Source organism: Bartonella sp. AA78NXGY, from assembly GCF_042197005.1.
Taxonomy (GTDB): domain Bacteria; phylum Pseudomonadota; class Alphaproteobacteria; order Rhizobiales; family Rhizobiaceae; genus Bartonella.
Genome location: NZ_JBHIRI010000007.1, coordinates 68,983 through 84,592, shown reverse-complemented (window position 1 = coordinate 84,592; position 15,610 = coordinate 68,983). Strand labels below are relative to the sequence as shown.

At 36.9% G+C, this 15,610-nt stretch carries 14 protein-coding genes; 9 read left to right on the top strand and 5 right to left on the bottom strand.

Annotated features, from left to right (window positions below):
• Positions 1-11: 11 nt before the first annotated feature.
• From ACFINL_RS05515 to ACFINL_RS05495, 5 genes are all read left to right on the top strand, one after another.
• Positions 12-734, top strand: coding sequence for a glycerophosphodiester phosphodiesterase (locus tag ACFINL_RS05515; protein ID WP_375650901.1), 723 nt, complete (start codon positions 12-14; stop codon positions 732-734).
• 965 nt (positions 735-1,699) lie between these two features.
• Complete coding sequence (gene ugpB, locus ACFINL_RS05510) at positions 1,700-3,034, top strand: sn-glycerol-3-phosphate ABC transporter substrate-binding protein UgpB (RefSeq protein WP_375618067.1); 1,335 nt, start codon at positions 1,700-1,702, stop codon at positions 3,032-3,034.
• Between the two features lie 95 nt (positions 3,035-3,129).
• Complete coding sequence (gene ugpA / locus ACFINL_RS05505) at positions 3,130-4,014, top strand: sn-glycerol-3-phosphate ABC transporter permease UgpA (RefSeq protein ID WP_375627662.1); 885 nt, start codon at positions 3,130-3,132, stop codon at positions 4,012-4,014.
• A gap of 10 nt (positions 4,015-4,024) precedes the next feature.
• On the top strand, positions 4,025-4,876 hold the full coding sequence (gene ugpE, locus ACFINL_RS05500; protein WP_375650897.1) for a sn-glycerol-3-phosphate ABC transporter permease UgpE: 852 nt from the start codon (positions 4,025-4,027) through the stop codon (positions 4,874-4,876).
• 2 nt (positions 4,877-4,878) lie between these two features.
• Complete coding sequence (locus tag ACFINL_RS05495) at positions 4,879-5,925, top strand: sn-glycerol-3-phosphate import ATP-binding protein UgpC (protein ID WP_375613290.1); 1,047 nt, start codon at positions 4,879-4,881, stop codon at positions 5,923-5,925.
• A gap of 612 nt (positions 5,926-6,537) precedes the next feature.
• On the opposite strand, the gene ACFINL_RS05490 is transcribed toward ACFINL_RS05495, so the two are convergent.
• The 3 genes from ACFINL_RS05490 to ACFINL_RS05480 are packed head-to-tail and all read right to left on the bottom strand — an operon-like array spanning position 6,538 to position 9,091.
• A complete protein-coding gene (locus ACFINL_RS05490) occupies positions 6,538-7,455 on the bottom strand; it encodes a metal ABC transporter solute-binding protein, Zn/Mn family (RefSeq protein ID WP_375650893.1) in 918 nt (305 codons plus the stop codon).
• Between the two features lie 10 nt (positions 7,456-7,465).
• Complete coding sequence (locus tag ACFINL_RS05485) at positions 7,466-8,335, bottom strand: metal ABC transporter permease (RefSeq protein WP_375613292.1); 870 nt, start codon at positions 8,333-8,335, stop codon at positions 7,466-7,468.
• A gap of 3 nt (positions 8,336-8,338) precedes the next feature.
• Positions 8,339-9,091 carry an ABC transporter ATP-binding protein gene (locus tag ACFINL_RS05480; protein ID WP_375621179.1) on the bottom strand — a complete coding sequence of 251 codons (753 nt, stop codon included), beginning with the start codon at positions 9,089-9,091 and terminating at the stop codon, positions 8,339-8,341.
• A gap of 680 nt (positions 9,092-9,771) precedes the next feature.
• On the opposite strand from ACFINL_RS05480, the gene nrdH reads away from it, so the two are divergent.
• The 4 genes from nrdH to nrdF are packed head-to-tail and all read left to right on the top strand — an operon-like array spanning position 9,772 to position 13,512.
• Positions 9,772-9,996 (top strand): glutaredoxin-like protein NrdH, encoded by a 225-nt coding sequence (gene nrdH, locus ACFINL_RS05475; RefSeq protein ID WP_005774163.1) that lies wholly within the window; start codon positions 9,772-9,774, stop codon positions 9,994-9,996.
• The gene (gene nrdI / locus ACFINL_RS05470; RefSeq protein WP_375613294.1) at positions 9,996-10,394 is read left to right on the top strand and encodes a class Ib ribonucleoside-diphosphate reductase assembly flavoprotein NrdI; all 399 of its coding nucleotides are present in this window, start codon (positions 9,996-9,998) and stop codon (positions 10,392-10,394) included. Before nrdH ends, nrdI begins: the two co-directional genes overlap by 1 nt.
• On the top strand, positions 10,376-12,526 hold the full coding sequence (gene nrdE / locus ACFINL_RS05465) for a class 1b ribonucleoside-diphosphate reductase subunit alpha (RefSeq protein ID WP_375650889.1): 2,151 nt from the start codon (positions 10,376-10,378) through the stop codon (positions 12,524-12,526). Before nrdI ends, nrdE begins: the two co-directional genes overlap by 19 nt.
• An 11-nt stretch (positions 12,527-12,537) precedes the next feature.
• Positions 12,538-13,512, top strand: a complete 975-nt coding sequence (gene nrdF / locus ACFINL_RS05460; RefSeq protein WP_273722534.1) for a class 1b ribonucleoside-diphosphate reductase subunit beta — start codon at positions 12,538-12,540, stop codon at positions 13,510-13,512.
• Here the strand turns inward: nrdF and prmC are convergent.
• Together prmC and prfA are read right to left on the bottom strand one after the other, a co-directional pair.
• Positions 13,509-14,375 carry a peptide chain release factor N(5)-glutamine methyltransferase gene (gene prmC / locus ACFINL_RS05455; RefSeq protein WP_375650884.1) on the bottom strand — a complete coding sequence of 289 codons (867 nt, stop codon included), beginning with the start codon at positions 14,373-14,375 and terminating at the stop codon, positions 13,509-13,511. The genes nrdF and prmC overlap by 4 nt on opposite strands.
• Positions 14,372-15,448, bottom strand: a complete 1,077-nt coding sequence (gene prfA / locus ACFINL_RS05450; protein WP_375650880.1) for a peptide chain release factor 1 — start codon at positions 15,446-15,448, stop codon at positions 14,372-14,374. The genes prmC and prfA overlap by 4 nt, the downstream gene beginning before the upstream one ends.
• Positions 15,449-15,610: the final 162 nt, after the last annotated feature.

Sequence of the window (15,610 nt, the reverse complement as noted above, 5' to 3'; positions counted from 1 at the left end):
TGGGATTTTGCATGTCTGAGAAAAAAATTGTTGCACACCGTGGAGGAGCTCATCTTTATCCTGAAAATACCCTTTCGGCATTTAATAATGCTATAGCGTTAGGTGTTGATGAAGTTGAATGCGACGTTCATTTGCTAAAAAGCGGTGAAGTGGTTGTCTTTCACGACTTCCGTCTAGACCAATTGGTTGGAAAAAAGGGGTATATTCACGACATTGATAATGAAACACGCAAACAACTCTGCGTAAAAGGAAGCCAAGAAGCACCTCCCTTATTAGAAGAAGTGCTTGATCTTTTAGCACCAACGAATGTTGCATTGCATCTTGAAATCAAGACATGCGGTGAAGTGGAGCGCGAAACAATATTATCCCAAAAAGCGCTTGCGCTAATAAAAAGCCGAAATTTATCAGAACGGGTTTCTGCTATTAGTTTTGATCCTTTTATCCTTCGTCCTTTTATTGAAGCAGGAATACCATCTGGTCCATGTGTTGATAATTTCGAAGGTGATATGTACCGTCATTTTTCTGAATGGAAGCAATTAGGTTATTCTGATCTAAGTTTAGATGGCTCTATTGTTTCACAGAACTTTATTGAATCAGCTCTTGTGGCTGGTTTTACTGTAGGGGTATGGACAATTAATGGAAAAGCTCGGTTATCATATTGGCTTGATATGCCTGTACATTATATTACGACAGATCAACCTGATCTCGCATTGCAATTGTGTGCACAAAGGTAAAAATACATCAACACAAAAGGAACTATATATCTTCATAAAGTTAGCGTAATGAAAGAAGAAAAATTATCTAATATACGACAATAATACATTGATTTATAATCATAATTAATATTTTATTCATGTGAGTAAGAGACCTTAATACGTAAGATTCTCTTATTTCAAATATTTTTACAATGAATCAATCAAAATCATTCGTTTGCACATTACAAGCAGGGTTGGTGTGTGGATAAAAAATGATTGAGAAAAGAATAAAAATATTCATTTAACGTATTTTAAATGCAAGATTTGTTGAAGCATTAGGATCGCACATGATGATGTCGTTTTGCACTTTTATGAAGTGTAAAAATGATGGCATACAAAAAGTCTTATATACTTTAATGGAGAGGCTTTAGGGCTTATTTTATAGGTGCTATCATGAAATGTAGATGTATTGAAAGATTTTTTAACAGCATGGAAATTGGTTATACAGTGTCATTTTGTTTTGCGTGAGGGGTGTGATCTTGTTACAGGGAAAGAGACTATTAAGCGCTTCAAAATGATTTTCTTAATTTTAAAAAAATTCTATTTGTCTCTTCTTTAAATTCAGTAGCAACATCGTGTTAAAGTTATAAGCCGAAAGTTATAAGACAAATAATAAAAGAATAAACAATTCTTTTTAAAAAAGTAAATCCAGATATTAAAATAGTCATTGAAATGATATTTACGATCTATATCTTTTTACCAAGTGACTTTTCTTATTTAAGCCATCTCACTTTTTTCAGATAGTTACAAACGCGTATTTCGTGAATACATAAGAAAGCTTATAAAAGAAAATAAATAAATTTAAACAAATTCATTTGACCTTTAGGTGGTTCCTGTTTAAATGAGAGAATATGTTTCTGAAATAAAACTGTCATAGCATGTTCATGTGTAATACTATAAATTTAGGGGTAGTTTGTATTCCATCACTTCAGAAAGGGTGAAGCATGAGTCGTTTTTATCTTTCCATAGCGGCCACGGTTGCTATCATAATGTCCACAGCGGGGATGACAGAAAGTTTTGCACAGACAAAAATCAGCTTTTGGCATTCTATGAGTGGTGAATTAGGAAAGCAAACTGAAAGTCTCATTAACGATTTTAATGCAAGTCAATCTGAGTATAAAGTTGTTTCTTCATTTCGCGGTGAATATGAAGAGGGATTGATTTCACTCATTGCAGCATTTCGTGGAAAGAAACAGCCAGTACTTGCTCAAATTTATGACGTTGGTACTGGAACTATGATGGCTGCAAAAGGTGCAATCTACCCATTTTATCAACTTATGGCTGATACAAAACAAGAATTTGATCCTACAGATTATTTCCCTGCTATTAGTGGTTATTACTCCGATGAACAGGGACGTATCGTCTCTATGCCATTTAATATTTCAACACCCATCCTTTATTATAACAAAGATATCTTTAAAAAAGCAGGGCTTGATCCAGAACAGCCTCCTAGAACGTGGCAAGATATAGAAAACTTTTCCAAGAAAATTCTTGAGACTAAAGCGGCAACTTGTGGTTTTACAATGGCTTATGCCGCTCAATGGATTGGTATAGAAAATTTTTCAGCGTTGCATAATGTTCCTTTTGGAACGAAGGAAAATGGCTTTAAAGGACTTGATTCAGAACTTACATTTAATGGACCTTTACAAGTGCGTATGTGGACTGACCTGAAAAAGTGGTCTGATCAAGGTATTTTCCGTTATGGTGGTCCAGCAGGTGCATTAGATTCAACACCAATGTTTATGGCACAAAATTGTGCAATTTTTATGCAATCTTCAGGATCACATGCTGGAATTGTTTCTGAAGCTCAGTTTAATGTGGGGGTTGGTATGCTACCGTACTATAAGGATACAGAAGGAGCACCACAAAATTCAGTTATTGGGGGAGCTTCTATTTGGGCGTTTAAGGGCCATACTCCAAAGGAATATGCAGGGGCAGCCGCTTTTCTTAAATTTCTTTCAAAAACAGAAAATCAAGCAAAATGGCATCAGGAAACAGGTTATCTCCCAACCACAAAAGCGACTTATGAATTGAGCAAAAAACAACATTTCTATGAAAAAACGCCAGGTGCGGATATAGCTATCAAACAGATTAATCTTAATCCACCAACAGTTAACTCAAAAGGGATAAGATTTGGTAATTTACCACAAATTCGTGCCATTCTTGATCAAGAGTTGGAAGCTGTTCTTAGTGGTTCAAAAACGCCGAAAGATGGTTTAGATGAGACCGTTGAACGTGGAAATAAACTCTTGCGTGAATTTGAAAGATCTAATCATTAATTTCGTTTTATTGTTAAACATTAAAGACTCAACAAAAACGGTTGAGTCCTTTTTGTTTACTTTTTTAAAGTCTCTACATTTAAAGAGCCCTATGAATGCAAGAAAAACATGCATATTTTAAAAATAGTCTACTTTCTTACGGACTGCTTTTTCCTCAGCTTCTTGTGACTTTTTTGTTTTTCTTTTGGCCTGCTGCTCAAGCAATAAAATCATCTTTTGAGCGTGAAGACCCTTTTGGCTTTACAACAACCTTTATTGGTTTTGAGAATTATCTAACCGTTCTTTCTGATCCTACTTATCGGCAATCGCTTTTTACAACCGCAGTATTTTCCATCTCAGTTACTGTCGCTTCAATGACAATATCACTTCTCTTAGCTGTCTGTGTTGATCGTGTCATCCGTGCAAAAAAGGCTTATACAATGCTTTTGCTCTGGCCCTATGCTGTTGCTCCAGTATTGGCAGGTATATTGTGGCTGTTTATCTTTCATCCCACCATCGGAATTATCCCTTTTTTTCTCGAGAAAATAGGGGTGCTATGGAATTATCGTATTAATGGCACTCAAGCAATGATTCTTATTGTCATTGCGGCTAGTTGGAAACAAATTTCTTACAATTTTCTCTTTTTCCTTACAGGTCTTCAATCTGTTCCGCGTTCTCAAATAGAAGCAGCCGCCATTGATGGTGCTGGTCCCTTTAAACGATTTTGGACAGTGGTTTTCCCGCAAATTTCACCAACGACGTTTTTCCTTCTTATTGTCAATGTCAATTATGTTATGTTTGATACTTTTGGTATTATTGATAATACAACTTCTGGAGGTCCTGCGCGTGCAACGAGCATCCTCGTCTATAAAGTATATGACGATGGCTTTAGAAATCAAATAATCGGTGCATCAGCAGCACAATCAACAATATTGATGTTGATGGTTATTGTCTTAACGTTTATCCAGTTTCGCTGGATTGAGCGCCGTGTACAATATTAGGAAACAAATTATGGTTGAAAATCGCCCTGTTTTGAAATTTCTAACCCATATTATTCTCATTGTTGGTATTATCATTATTTGCTTTCCAGTTTATGTTGCTATCATTGCATCAACTCATAGTTCAGCAGCATTTAACTCAGGAACACTTCCTCTTTTGCCTGGGAAATATGCTCTGGAAAATTATAAAACAATCTTTGGTGATGGCCTTGCACAGCTGGGTTTGCCCAACCTCTGGCCACTCTTAATGAATTCATTCATTATGGCTCTTGGGATTAGCGTTGGAAAAATTATTATTTCACTTTTGTCTGCTTATGCAATTATTTACATGCGCTTTCCCTTCCGAAAAACTGCTTTTGTTCTTATTTTTGTTACATTGATGCTCCCTGTCGAAGTTCGTATTCTTCCAACCTATGAGATTGTTGCAAAATTGGGGATGGTCAACACCTATAGTGGAATGATTATTCCACTTATTGCATCTGCGACCGCTACATTTTTATTTCGCCAGTTTTTTTTGACTGTTCCAGATGAACTCTTAGAGGCGGCACGTGTTGATGGTGCAGGTCCAGTTAAATTTTTTATGGATATTCTTCTTCCTCTTAGTAAAAGCAATATTGCTGCTTTATTTATCATTATGTTCATTTATGGATGGATACAATATCTCTGGCCTCTTATCATCACAACGGATCAAAATCATCAAACGATCCTTATTATTTTAAAACAGCTTATTGTCGAATCACTTCAACATGATCCTCAATGGAATATACTCATGGCAGTATCGGTTGTTGCCATGGTTCCCCCTGTTCTTGTTGTTATCTTCATGCAGCGGCTTTTTATCAAAGGCCTTATTGAAACGGAGAAGTAATTGTGGCCATAATCCAGTTATCAAATATAAAAAAACAGTATGACAACGGCATTCTGGTCATTGATGATTTAAACTTAACTGTTGCCGATAAAGAACTTCTTGTTCTTGTCGGTCCTTCAGGGTGCGGAAAATCGACCTTATTACGTATTATAGCAGGACTTGAACAAGTTACCTCAGGTGAATTATGCATTGATAACGAATGTATCAATGATCGTGAACCAGCTGATCGTGATATCGCTATGGTTTTTCAAAATTATGCCCTTTATCCCCATATGACAGTTCGTGGAAATTTAGAATATGGTCTTAAAAATCGTAAAACTCCTAAAGAAGAAATTAAAAAACGTATCGCACATGCTGCAAAGCTTTTGGAGATAGAACCATTTCTTGATCGTAAACCACGACAATTATCAGGAGGACAACGTCAGCGTGTTGCAATGGGGCGTGTGATTGTACGTCAACCCCGTGTTTTTCTCTTTGATGAACCTCTTTCAAATCTTGATGCAAAATTACGGGCGCAAATGTGTATTGAAATAAAAACACTACAGCGTTCATTAGGAACAACGAGCCTCTATGTTACCCATGATCAACTAGAAGCTATGACATTAGCTGATAGAATAGTCGTTTTGAATAAAGGAGCTATCGAGCAAATTGGAACACCAATGGAAATTTACGATACTCCAGCAACAACATTTGTTGCTGATTTTATTGGTTCTCCTCCTATGAATTTTCTTGATCGCTATGTCTTAGAACAACATTTAGGGCATTCATTTTCTTATGGTGAAGAAACTGATCTTTTAGCATTCAGACCTGAAATAATCTTATTGGGCGAACATCCAGATAAAGGGCCTGTCTTTCACACAAAAATTGAGCTTATCAAGCTTATTGGAACAGGTTGCCATGTTTTAACGCGTTGGAATGGTATCATCTTTACGATTGAAATAAAAGAACGCTTGACACACGACTATGGTCAAAAACTAAGTTTCACTGTTGCTCATCAGAATTTTCATACTTTTAATAAAAACACAGGAAAGCGCACAAATAATAAGTAAGCATTAATTGATGTGATACGACTCTCTTTTATGCTGCGTCATGATAATGTTGTGTTTTGACTTTCTCGATTACATTCACAAAATCAGAGTATAACCGATGAGATTAAAAATAAAATTTTAAAAGTTTTGGTAATGGTCCATTGTCACATGATGTTGAGAATATTCGAAACACTCATATAATGAAATCTTGCACTTTTATGGTCTATAAGAAGGATATTATTTTCAAACATCAAACATAATAAAGTTCTTTTCATTGTAGAAAAACATCAAGAGATAATAACCATTTATTAACCATATTTCTTCTCATTTAGAAAGGTACTTTATCAATAAAAAACAATCTATTATTATATATTTCCTGATGTAATAATTTATGTATCTTATAAAGAATGAATAAGAAAAATAGAGAGAGAAAATTATTCATAGATGATGGCACTATGCACCTTATATCTTAACTTTGATCCATTTTAGCATCTATAGGGTATAAATTTTTTCTGTAAAATCAACTTTGTTTTATATCATTGTCACCAATCATGAGGATTGAGTATCATTGGTAACATAATCATAGATCTATGATTTTATGAATTTTTTCTTCTCTCTTTCGTAGAAGATTTTTTAAGGTTTCGTGATAGCATCAATGATGGTATTTACATTATGTTCCATCATATCGAGATAAGTTGCTGCAGGGCCATTTTTGTTTGACAATGCATCAGAATAAAGTGTTCCACCAATTGTTAAACCTGTTTCTTTTGCAATCTGTTTTATGAGACGGGGATTAGAAATATTTTCAACGAATAGGGCAGTTGCTTTATTCGCTTTAATTTGTTTTATAAGTTTAGCAACATCGGCTGCGGTTGCTTCAGTTTCTGTTGAAGCACTTTGAGGGGCAAGGATAGTAAAACCATATTCCTTGGCAAAATAGCCAAAGGCATCATGAGATGTGATAATGATACGTTTATCTTTAGGAATGGTAGCAATTTTTGTTTTCAGGGTATTTTGTGCTATTTCAAGTTTTTGGATGTAGGTTTCGGCATTTTTTTTGTAGCTGGTACAGGATTGTGGATCGATTTTACAAAAAGCAGCAGCGATATTCTTCACATAGATTTTGACATTGGGAATTGTTTGCCAAGCGTGTGGATCAATAACGCTGTGGTGGTGATGGGCATTATGTTCTTGATTTTTCATTTTGAGGGAGGGAATGTTAGCGCTAACTTCGACAAGAAGTGCTTTGGTACCACTTGCTGTAATGAGGCGGTCAATGAACCCCTCTAAATGAAGCCCGTTGATGAAAATAATTTGAGCATTTCTAAGAGCCTGAGCATCATGGGGAGTAGGTTCATAAGTGTGGGTATTCGCATTGGGACCTACAAAAGTGGTCATAGAGATATGGTTGTCTCCTACATTTTTTACGAGATCTGCAAGAATAGAAAAGCTCGCAACAACTTTGATTTTATTGTGTGCAGAAGCAGAAAATGGAGAAAGGGCAAGCAATAAAGCTCCAAGAAGAACAAATTTTTGAGCAAACTTAGGCACATTTTTTTCCTTAAAGTGAGGAGGTATAAAAGAGGTGGGGAAACCATGTTACAATAAAGCCACGTGGACTTATCAAACAGGAAACAAGATAAATAAATCCTGCGGCAATGATGATAGCAGGGCCGGAGGGAAGTGAAAGATGAAAAGAAAGCAGGAGACCACATACGCTAGAAATGATTCCAAAAAGAGTGGAAAGCGCGCAAATAGGGCCTAGCCGTGAAAACCAAAAACGGGCTGTAATGGCTGGAATCATCATAATACCAACGGAAAGTAATGTTCCTAGTGATTGAAAGCCTCCAACCAGATTCAGCACCACAAGTCCAAGCAATGAAATATGAATATATTTACTCAATGGAGAGAGTGATTTAAAAAAGAGGGGGTCAAAGCTTTCTAAAACGAGTGCACGCCAAAAAATACAAAGGCTGCAGAGTGTGATCAGCATTATAGTAGTGATTAACCAAAGGGCTTGTGCATCAAGTGCAAGAACCGATCCGAATAAGAGATGAAGCAGCTCAATTGTTGAGTCTTTCAGTGAGATAATAATAACACCTGCCGCGAGTGCAATAAGATAAAAGACGGTCATGGATGCATCTTCTTTCTGAAAGCTGTTTCGTGAAATCAAAATGGTTGCTAAAGCAACAATAAGACCAGCGAAGATACCGCCAAGTGTCATAGATATGAGGGAAAAACCACAAATCAGAAAAGCAATTGCAACACCAGGAAGAATGGCATGAGAGATAGCATCTCCTGTCAAGCTCATTCCTCGGAGCATCAAAAACACACCAACAGGACAAGCGCTAATAGACAGAAAAATAGAACCGATAAGGGCGTTTTGCATAAATTGGAAATCAACAAAGGGGGCAAGAAAAAATGCATACACGTCTTATAACCTAAGAAAGAGAGGATCATTGATGAGAAGATTTTGTTTTTGTGCGCTAATAGGGAAAGAATTGGATGTAAGAGGTGGCATAACGTGATGAAGGGTGTTGTTTAAAAACTGTGTTGTTTCTCCATAAAAGGCGTTTTGTTGATCAATTTGAATCATTTGGGGGAAAAATTCTTGCACGATGAGAGGGTTATGGAGTGCTGTGAGAATTGTGCGTCCTTGCTGTTGCCAGTATGTGATCAGAGCAAGAAGGTCTTTTTGGGTATTATGATCTACACCATTGAAAGGTTCATCAAGTAAAATAATATTGGCATCTTGTACAATGATACGTGCAAAAAGAGCGCGTTGTAATTGCCCGCCTGATAATGTTTCAAGCGAACGGGGTGCGAGTTCTGTAAGCCCAACCATTTTAAGAGCATTTTGAATCTTAGAATCATAAGGGCGCTGATTCTTCCATAATCCACAAAAAGACCACAGTCCTGTTTTTACAAGCGTTTTCACATCAATTGGAAATGTTTTATCCACATCACATTGCTGAGCAAGATAAGCAATGCGGCTTTTTTTTGGTTTTGTAATTTTTCCTTTAAGAGGTTTAATCAATCCGGCGATGGCTTTTAGCAGTGTCGATTTTCCAGCGCCATTATCACCTGTTATTGCAACCAATGAACCAGCTTTTAACTTTGCTGAAAAGTTCTTTATTGCTATTCTATTCCTATAGCCTAATGTTGTCTTATTGAAGTACAGATCCATATTTTTTACCATCGTTACTTATTATTTTGGAAACTATGTAATAATATAACGTTTGTCAACAAAATGTTATATTATTACATAGTTTTGAGTACTGAAAATTTTAGTGGGAAGATCGTGGAAAATTAAAAATAATAATTGAATTCACCTTGACGAAAGAGAGAGAGTATATACTATATATAGTATCAAAATGATTGGTGATTCTAAATAAGCACAAGAGAGGGTGTTAGTGTGTTTCGTTTGGTATCTAAGTTATTTCCATTATTGTAAAGAGTTTATTGGCCAAAGGTATAGCAGTATTTTTACTGAAGGGTCTCTTTTGGAAGGATTTCCTTTCGTTTTTGTAATTGATTTTTGCCGTAAAAGAGCAAACAGAGCTCTTGAAAAACGGTAGTTTAGAACATTAGTTTTTTAGACAGCAGGAGGGAATTGTAATGCAAGCAAAAGATTGTTTTATAACTAGGGGGCTTTGCCATTTAAGTTGTAGAATAATCGCTTATTCTCATCATAGTTTTTGAAGTTATTTGATGAGGAATTCTGTTATGTTCAGGAAGCTGTGTATTATTTGAAAATAACCACATGTTTTGCGTACAATTTCTATTTTTTGTTATTCTTGAGTACCTATAAAATTATTAGATTGACCTTTCAGGGTTGATTGTTTGGAATTGTGAAAGTTGAAGAAAATGTCGATCACTATTTATAGCAAACCATCTTGTGTCCAATGTGATGCTACACGCCGCGCTTTTGATGCAAAAGGCATTCATTATCGTGTTGTTGATATTTCCTGTGATGAACAAGCATACAGTTTTGTTCAATCTCTGGGGTATCGTCAGGTTCCTGTCGTTGTTTGTGGTGAAAATCATTGGTCTGGTTTTAGACCAGATATGATTAGTGGTCTTTGTGCTTAATGGGGCTTATTGTTTATTATTCGAGTGCAACGGGTAATACAGAACATTTTGTCTCGCAGCTTGGGCAAAGACTCTTCAAAATTGATAAAAGAAAGCCTTCTGCATTGGTTGGTGAACCTTATGTATTGGTTGTTCCTACATATGCAGATGGTGAAGGAAGAGGGGCCGTGCCGAAAGCCGTTGTCCAGTTTCTTAATGAAGCTGAGAACCGAAAATTAATTTGTGGTGTTATTGGCGGTGGGAATCGTAATTTTGGTCGCTATTATAATCTAGCAAGTAAAATTATTGCTGAAAAATGTTGTGTACCTTGCCTTTATCGTTTTGAGCTGCGTGGAACTGATGAAGACGTTATTTATGTAAAAAAGGGATTGGAAAGATTTTGGAAACAATTGGTATAGGACAATCGCAGAAATCGGATCAGATTACTGATTATCATGCGTTGAATGCAATGCTTAATCTTTATGATGAAAATGGTCATATTCAATTTGATATGGATCGGCTTGCTGCGCGGCAATATTTTCTTCAGCATGTTAATCAAAATACAGTTTTTTTTCATAACCTGAAGGAAAAAGTAGATTACTTAATAGAGGAAGGTTATTATGAAAAAGCTTTATTTGAGCTTTATGATTTTTCTTTTATTAAAAAGCTTTTTAAACGTGCTTATGCATTTAAATTTCGTTTTCCTACCTTTTTAGGCGCATTTAAGTATTATACCAGCTATACACTGAAGACTTTTGATGGGAAACGTTATCTTGAACGTTATGAAGATCGCGTTTGTCTTGTAGCTTTATATTTGGCACAAGGGAATAAAGCTCTTGCTGAAAGTTTTGTGGATGAAATTATTACAGGACGTTTTCAACCGGCAACACCAACATTTTTAAATGCTGGGAAAAAACAACGAGGTGAATTGGTTTCGTGTTTTTTGCTACGTGTTGAAGATAATATGGAATCGATAGGTCGTTCGGTTAATTCGGCTTTGCAGCTTTCAAAACGTGGTGGAGGTGTGGCGCTTTGTTTAACGAATTTGCGGGAAGCAGGGGCGCCAATTAAGCAAATAGAAAATCAGTCCTCAGGTGTTTTACCGGTGATGAAACTCTTGGAAGATTCTTTTTCTTACGCCAATCAGCTTGGGGCACGACAGGGGGCTGGAGCTGTTTATTTGCATGCTCATCATTTAGATATTATGAAGTTTTTGGATACAAAGCGTGAAAATGCTGATGAAAAAGTTAGAATTAAAACGCTTTCGCTTGGTGTCGTTATTCCTGATATTACTTTTGAGCTTGCACGGAATAATGAGGATATGTATCTCTTCTCATCGTATGACATCGAGCGTGTGACAGGTAAGCCCTTTAGCGATATTTCTTTAACGGAGCATTATCGTTCTTTTGTTGATAATGCAAAGATTCGTAAAAAGAAAATAAGTGCACGCGTTTTTTTCCAGACATTAGCGGAAATACAATTCGAGTCGGGTTATCCCTATATTTTATTTGAGGATACTGCTAATCGATCGAATCCGATAGCTGGGCGCATAAGTATGAGCAATTTATGTTCAGAAATTTTGCAGGTGAGTGAGGCGAGTGAACTGGAGACAGATTTAACTTATCGCACGATTGGAAGTGATATATCCTGTAATCTTGGATCCATGAATATTGCCAAAGCAATGGAAAGTCCTGATTTTGGACAGACCGTGGAATCTGCTGTTCGCGCTCTGACTGCTGTTTCGGATATGAGCAATATTGATTGTGTGCCTTCCATTGCGAAAGGCAATGCTGAAAGTCATGCGATTGGTTTGGGACAAATGAATTTGCATGGGTTTCTAGCGCGTGAGCAGATCTATTATGGGTCTCCAGAAGCGATTGATTTTACCAATATCTATTTTTATATTGTGACATATCACGCCATACGGGCTTCCAATTTAATTGCGCACGAACGTCAAGAAATGTTTGCAGGGTTTGAAAAATCAGCTTATGCAGATGGACGTTTTTTCGAAAAATATATTGAAAAAGAATGGAAACCGCAATTTCCGCTTGTGCAAGAGCTTTTTGCACGGAATAATATTGTTATTCCAGATCAAAAGGATTGGCAGGAACTCAAAAAATTAGTTATTGAGTATGGGCTTTATAACCGCAATTTGCAGGCAGTTCCACCTACGGGATCTATTTCCTATATTAATCATGCCACTTCTTCCATTCATCCAATTGCTTCAAAAATTGAAATTCGCAAAGAAGGAAAAATTGGGCGCGTTTATTATCCCGCTCCTTATATGAATAATACGAATTTGAATTTTTACCAAGATGCTTATGAGATTGGTCCTGAAAAAATTATAGATACCTATGCTGCTGCAACACAGCATGTTGATCAAGGTCTTTCATTAACATTATTTTTTCCTGATACAGCGACCACACGTGATATTAACCGCGCACAAATTTATGCTTGGAAAAAGGGTATCAAGAGTATTTACTATGTACGATTACGGCAAGTAGCATTAAGTGGAACAGAAGTTGATGGCTGTGTTTCGTGCAGTTTATAGGAGATCATCATATGACAAAGATTACAACCAAAAATCCTGTTGTGTGCGCTGTTAATTGGAATAGATTACATGATGAGAAAGATCTTGAAGTATGGAACCGCTTAACTGGGAATTTTTGGTTACCTGAGAAGGTTCCACTTTCCAATGACATTCCCTCATGGTCAAGCTTAACGGATGAAGAACGCAAGCTAACGATTCGTGTTTTTACAGGACTAACGCTTCTTGATACAATTCAAAACACTGTAGGAGCCATTTCGCTTCTGGCTGATGCGATAACAGAGCATGAGGAGGCAGTTTTGACGAATATTGCCTTCATGGAAGCGGTTCATGCACGTTCTTATTCCTCTATTTTTTCAACCCTTTGTTCGACGGTAGAAGTTGATGATGCGTTTAGATGGTCAGAAGAAAATATTCATTTGCAGAAAAAGGCTAGATTAGTACTTGAGCGTTATGAAGCAAATGATCCACTTAAGAAAAAAATTGCTTCGACTTTGCTGGAAAGCTTTTTATTTTATTCTGGTTTTTATTTGCCCATGTATTGGGCCAGTCGCGCTAAGTTGACCAATACAGCAGATCTTATTCGACTAATCATTCGTGATGAAGCAGTCCATGGTTATTATATAGGTTATAAATTCCAATTGGGCTTTGCAAAGCTTGATGAAGCCAAAAGACAAGAAATTAAAGATTTTGCTTTTAACCTGCTCTTTGATCTTTATAACATCGAGTGCAAATATACTGAAGATCTTTATGATGCGCTTGGATTGACAGAAGATGTTAAAATTTTTCTTCATTATAACGCTAACAAGGCTTTAATGAATTTAGGTTTTGAAGCTCTTTTCCCCCCTGAGGTTTGTCGTGTTAATCCCGCTATTTTGGCAGCTTTATCACCAAACTCTGACGAAAATCATGACTTTTTTTCAGGGGCAGGTTCTTCTTATGTCATTGGCAAGGCGGTTGCTACTACGGATGATGATTGGGAATTTTAATGTTTGCATGCAAATAGAAGTGCGCGGGGTATTCCACTGAGGTCTTTGCGCATTTCTAAACATTGAAAGCCATTTGTTTCAAACAAATTGCATACTTCTTTTTCTTGAGAGTAACCAATTTCAACAGCGATAGTGCCGTTTTCTTTTAAGTAGTTGGCTGCTTCATGGGCGAGCTTTCGATAAAAATCAAGACCATCTTTTCCACCGATAAGAGCGCGCAATGGATCATGTAAGCGCACTTCTTTTGCAAGTTTTTTGATATCTTTTGCGGGAATATAAGGTGGATTGGAAACAATAAAATCAAAGCGACCAGTGACAGAATCAAACCAATCGCTAAGAAGAGGTGTGAAGCGATGTATTACTTCAGCATTTTTTGCATTTTTTGTCGCTGTTTTAAGGGCATCTTCAGAAATATCGACAGCGACTGCATAGGATTGTGGAATTTGTTTAAGAATGGCAATGGCAATGGCGCCACTTCCTGTCCCCATATCAAGGAGTGTTATTTTTCTCGAATTTTCGACATATTTTTTGAGGAAAGGGAGAACAAGATCTATCAACGTTTCTGTATCAGGACGGGGTTCTAACGTCTCTTGAGATAAAGCGAAGGATATGCCATAAAATTCTCGTTCTCCTATAATACGGTAGACGGGTTCACCTGCAATCCGCCGTTGGACAGCCTGTTCTATTTGTGTAATGTGCTCAGAAGATAGAGGTATATCTGGTTGAGAAATTCTTTCAGCAGCATTTATTCCTGTTATCCATTCAATGAGTATTTTCGCATCGAGATTGGCTTCAGCAATTCCTTTCGTGCGCAATTTTTCTTGAGTTTGTTGGATGACATTTTTGAAAGAATATTTGTTCAATTATTGTCCATTTCCATCAGGAGTGCTGTTTGGTGATCTGAGATGAGTGCATGAAGAAGCTCATCAAGATCTCCCTCTAGAATGCGATCAAGCTTATACAAGGTTAGATTAATACGGTGATCCGTGACGCGTCCTTGTGGAAAATTATAGGTACGAATACGTTCTGAGCGATCACCAGAACCAACTTGGCTTTTACGAGAAGCTGAACGTTCACTTTCCGCTTTTTGTCGTTCGATATCGAATAAGCGTGCCCGTAAAATTTGAAGGGCTCGTGCTCGGTTTTGATGTTGTGATTTTTCTGCTTGTACGACCATAATTCCTGTTGGAATATGCGTGATACGAACAGCTGAATCCGTTGTATTAACATGCTGTCCTCCTGCTCCAGATGCACGCATTGTGTCGATACGAATATCTTCAGGACGAATATCAATATCAATATCTTCAGCTTCTGGAAGCACAGCAACGGTAGCAGCAGATGTATGGATACGTCCACCTGTCTCTGTTTCAGGGATGCGTTGCACACGATGAACCCCTGATTCATATTTCAATTTAGAAAAGACACCTTTTCCTGAAATGGTAGCAATAATCTCTTTATATCCGCCAACTTCCCCCTCACTGAGTGAAATAACTTCTACTTTCCAATTGTGAGCATGGGCATAACGTTCATACATGCGGAAAAGATCACCGGAAAAAAGTGCTGCTTCTGAGCCACCCGTTCCTGCTCGAATTTCAACAATAGCGTTTTTTTCATCAGCAACATCTTTAGGCAAAAGCAGAATCTGGAGTTCTTTTTCAAATTGCTCTACTTTTTTATATAACGATGGTAGCTCTTCCTGGGCAAGATTACGCATCTCTATATCTGTTTGTTTATCGTTGATAATCGTTTCTAATTCTGGAATCTCTTCGTAAAGAGCATTTAATGCGCGTATAGAGGCAATAACGGGTTGTAGTTCTGCATATTCAGAAGCTAATTTGACATATGTTTCAGCATTTGGATTCGTCGTCATTTGGCTTTCAATTATTTCAAAGCGCTTTTCAAGCTGTCTCATACGATCTTGTGGCAAGGAAACCATGATAATATTGGCCTAATTTTTCATAATACAATTTTTATAATATTTTGTTGCAATGATTGTTTGTTATAATATTGGCAATGAATTACCGTATAGCATCATACAAAGAGGGGTAATAAAGCAATTCTTTTTTTTTGCCAATGAAAACTATTATATTTTAAAGGT